Source organism: Oerskovia sp. NPDC060287 (genome assembly GCF_042726775.1).
GTDB classification, from domain to species: domain Bacteria; phylum Actinomycetota; class Actinomycetes; order Actinomycetales; family Cellulomonadaceae; genus Oerskovia; species Oerskovia merdavium.
Genome location: NZ_JBHXBO010000365.1, coordinates 1 through 2,863, shown reverse-complemented (window position 1 = coordinate 2,863; position 2,863 = coordinate 1). Strand labels below are relative to the sequence as shown.

The 2,863-nt window shown below is 75.8% G+C and carries 3 protein-coding genes; all 3 read right to left on the bottom strand.

Going from position 1 to position 2,863, the window contains the following annotated elements; translation table 11 throughout:
• Nucleotides 1-66: 66 nt before the first annotated feature.
• The 3 genes from ACFWFR_RS18915 to ACFWFR_RS18905 all read right to left on the bottom strand — a co-directional run bounded on the left by ACFWFR_RS18915 (nt 67) and on the right by ACFWFR_RS18905 (nt 2,476).
• Nucleotides 67-366, bottom strand: coding sequence for an SHOCT domain-containing protein (locus ACFWFR_RS18915; protein WP_056644373.1), 300 nt, complete (start codon nt 364-366; stop codon nt 67-69).
• A gap of 155 nt (nt 367-521) precedes the next feature.
• Nucleotides 522-1,193 (bottom strand): response regulator, encoded by a 672-nt coding sequence (locus ACFWFR_RS18910; protein ID WP_377624124.1) that lies wholly within the window; start codon nt 1,191-1,193, stop codon nt 522-524.
• Nucleotides 1,190-2,476, bottom strand: coding sequence for a sensor histidine kinase (locus ACFWFR_RS18905; RefSeq protein ID WP_377624122.1), 1,287 nt, complete (start codon nt 2,474-2,476; stop codon nt 1,190-1,192). The genes ACFWFR_RS18910 and ACFWFR_RS18905 overlap by 4 nt, the downstream gene beginning before the upstream one ends.
• Between the last annotated feature and the right edge of the window lie 387 nt (nt 2,477-2,863).

Below are 2,863 nucleotides of genomic sequence, written 5' to 3'. Positions count from 1 at the left end.
TCGATGCGCCGCATCGACGACACCTGCTCCGCACTCGGTGTTTCCGGGAGGTCCGGCTCGTCGGGCTCAGCGGTCCCGGGGCGTGAGGACCTCGAGGCGCTGGCGGTACTCGGTCTCGTCGATCTCCCCGCGCGCGTAGCGCTCGCCCAGGATCGAGACGGGGTCGTTTCCGCCCCGCCAGGCCCCCGGACCGCCGGGGTGGCCCCAGGGTCCGCCGCGCCGGGCACGGCGGGCGAACAGGAAGATCACCGTGGCGAACAGGGCGAACCACAGCAGCGGGAAGACGAACCACCACGGTCCCGGGCCCCAGCCCGCGCCGCCGTGGGCGAGGACGTCGGTCGTCGCGGTCGTGAGAGTGGTGAGCATGGGGGCCTCCTGGTCGTCGTCCGGCGAGGTGCCGGTGCGGGCCGCGGGGTGCGGCCACGTCTCCAGGCTTCCGTCCGGGGCGGCCTCCGTCGTCGGCCCCGGGATGTCTGTCGAGTACCCCGCTGGTACCGCGCGGACGAGGGAGCGCGGCGGGTTCAGCGCCCCTGACCCCAGCCGGGGCGCACGACGCCCGCCTCGTAGGCCGCGACCACGAGCTGGGCCCGGTCGCGCGCCCGCAGCTTGGTCATGACGCGCGAGACGTGGGTCTTGACGGTCGACTCCGACAGGTAGAGCGCCCGCGCGATCTCCTCGTTGGACAGCCCGTGCGCGACCTCGACGAGGACCTCGTGCTCGCGTGGCGTGAGGTCGGACAGTCCGGGCACCGGGGCGACGGTGCGCGTCGCGTCGGCCACGCGCGCGAGCAGCCGGCGGGTCACGGTCGGGGAGAGCAGCGCGTCCCCGCCCGCCACGACCCGCACCGCGCGCACCAGGTCCTCGGGCTCGGTGTCCTTGACGAGGAACCCGCTCGCGCCGCCGCGGATCGCCTCGGTCACGTACTCGTCGAGCTCGAACGTCGTCACGACGACCACGTGCACGGCCGACGCCGCCGGGTCCGCCACGATCCGTCGCGTCGCCTCGAGCCCGTCGAGGCCGGGCATGCGGATGTCCATGAGCACGACGTCGGGCAGCAGGTCGAGCGCAAGCCGCACCGCGTCGTCTCCTGTCGCTGCCTCGCCCACGACCTGGAGGTCCGGCTCGGAGTCGATCAGTGCGCGGAACCCGCCGCGCACGAGGCTCTGGTCGTCGGCGAGCACGACGCGGATCATGGGTCCTCCTGCTCTGCGGGGTTCTGGTCGGTGGTGGCGTCGTCGTCGTCCGGCCCGACGGCGCCGCGCGCCTCCCACGGGAGCCTCGCCTCGACGAGGAATCCGCCCCGCGGTCCGGGGCCGGCCGTGAGGGTCCCGCCCGCGTCGGTCACACGCTCGCGCATTCCCCGCAGGCCGTACCCCTCGGTGACGAGCCGGTCGTCGAGCCCGCCCGCCCACGACGGGTCCGCCGGCCGGTCCGCGCGGGCGGCTCCGTCGTCGGACACCGTGACAACGAGTGTGCGGGGCCGGGCCGAGCGCGGGGACGACGCCTCGCCCGTGCCGACCACCCGGACCTCGACCGTCGCGCGCGTGGCCCCCGCCGCGTGCCGCTGCACGTTGGTGAGCGACTCCTGCACCACGCGGTAGACGATCCCGGCCAGGCGAGGGGCCGCGTCGTGAGCGGCGTCCTCGACCGTGAGGCCGACCACGACGCCCGGCACCTGCCCCACCAGCCGAGGCAGTGCCCCGAGGTCCCATGCGGGTGAACGGGGGACCTCACCGCCCTCGGCACGGACGATGCCGAGCACGGTCCGGACCTCGTCGAGCGACTCGCGGCTCGTCGACCGGATCGCGGCGAGGGCGGCGCGCGCCTGCTCGGGGTCGCGGTCCAGGAGATGCAGCCCGACGCCCGCCTGCACGTTGATCGCCGACAACGAGTGGGCCAGGACGTCGTGCAGCTCGCGCGCGATGCGCAGGCGCTCGGCCGTCACGGCGTTGAGCTCGTGCTCGCGGCGGGCCGCGCGGACCGCGGTCATCCGGGCGACGCGACCCCTGACGCCTCCGGCAGCGAGGAGGGCGACCGTCGTCCACGCGAGCCCCCCGAGCAGCGCGACCGCGGGAGGGCCGCCCCGCAGCGTCGCCGCCGCGACCGTGATCCCCGCCAGCACCACGACACCCGACCACGCGACGACGCGCCCGTGCGCAGCGGGTCCCGCGAGCATCACGCCCGCAAGGACTGTGACGGTCGGGACGAACACAGGCCCCCACGGGTAGCCCAGGAGGAGGTAGGCGCCCGTCGCGGCGAGGCTCAGGGTGGCAGCCAGGACGTGGTGGCGCGGGGCGGTCGCGAGCACCACGGGCGAGACCAGCAACAGGGCGAACGCGAGCGCGTCGAGCGGCTCGGCGTCGGGCTGGCCGTGCGCGGCACCCAGGGTGCCGATGACCGCGACGAACGCCGTGACGATCGCGAGGAAGAGGCGCGGTCGGCGGTGGTCGAACGGGCCGGTGAGGTCGGCGGGCACGGTCGGGTCGTCGCTCGGTCCGCTCTCGCTGCCGTCGTGCGGCCAGGACCACGGGCCGTGCGGGCCGGGCCTTGCGGGGGCACCGTGCTCGTCACGGGCACCGGCCCGTGGGCGGAACGGTCCCGGCCGGTCACCACGCCAGGGCGGGCCCCACGGAGTGCCCGGGGTCCCCGCGGACCTCCCGTCGCCGACCATGCGGCCACGCTACGCCGAGGGGCGGGAAGGCGCGTCCGCCCGGGGTGCCGGCGGTGGTGGTACGGGGGTGCCGGGTGCCGCGAGCCGCGAGCCGCGAGCCGGGTGCCGGGTGCTGGCGGTGCCGGGTGCTGGTGCTGGTGCCGAGGTAGAACGTGCTGCGCGAGGTAGAACGCGCTGCGTACTACCTCGCGC

Coding starts and splice junctions, on each gene's coding strand:
- ACFWFR_RS18915 (WP_056644373.1), bottom strand. CDS start 366: ATGCTCACCACTCTCACGACCGCGACGACCGACGTCCTCGCCCACGGC.
- ACFWFR_RS18910 (WP_377624124.1), bottom strand. CDS start 1,193: ATGATCCGCGTCGTGCTCGCCGACGACCAGAGCCTCGTGCGCGGCGGG.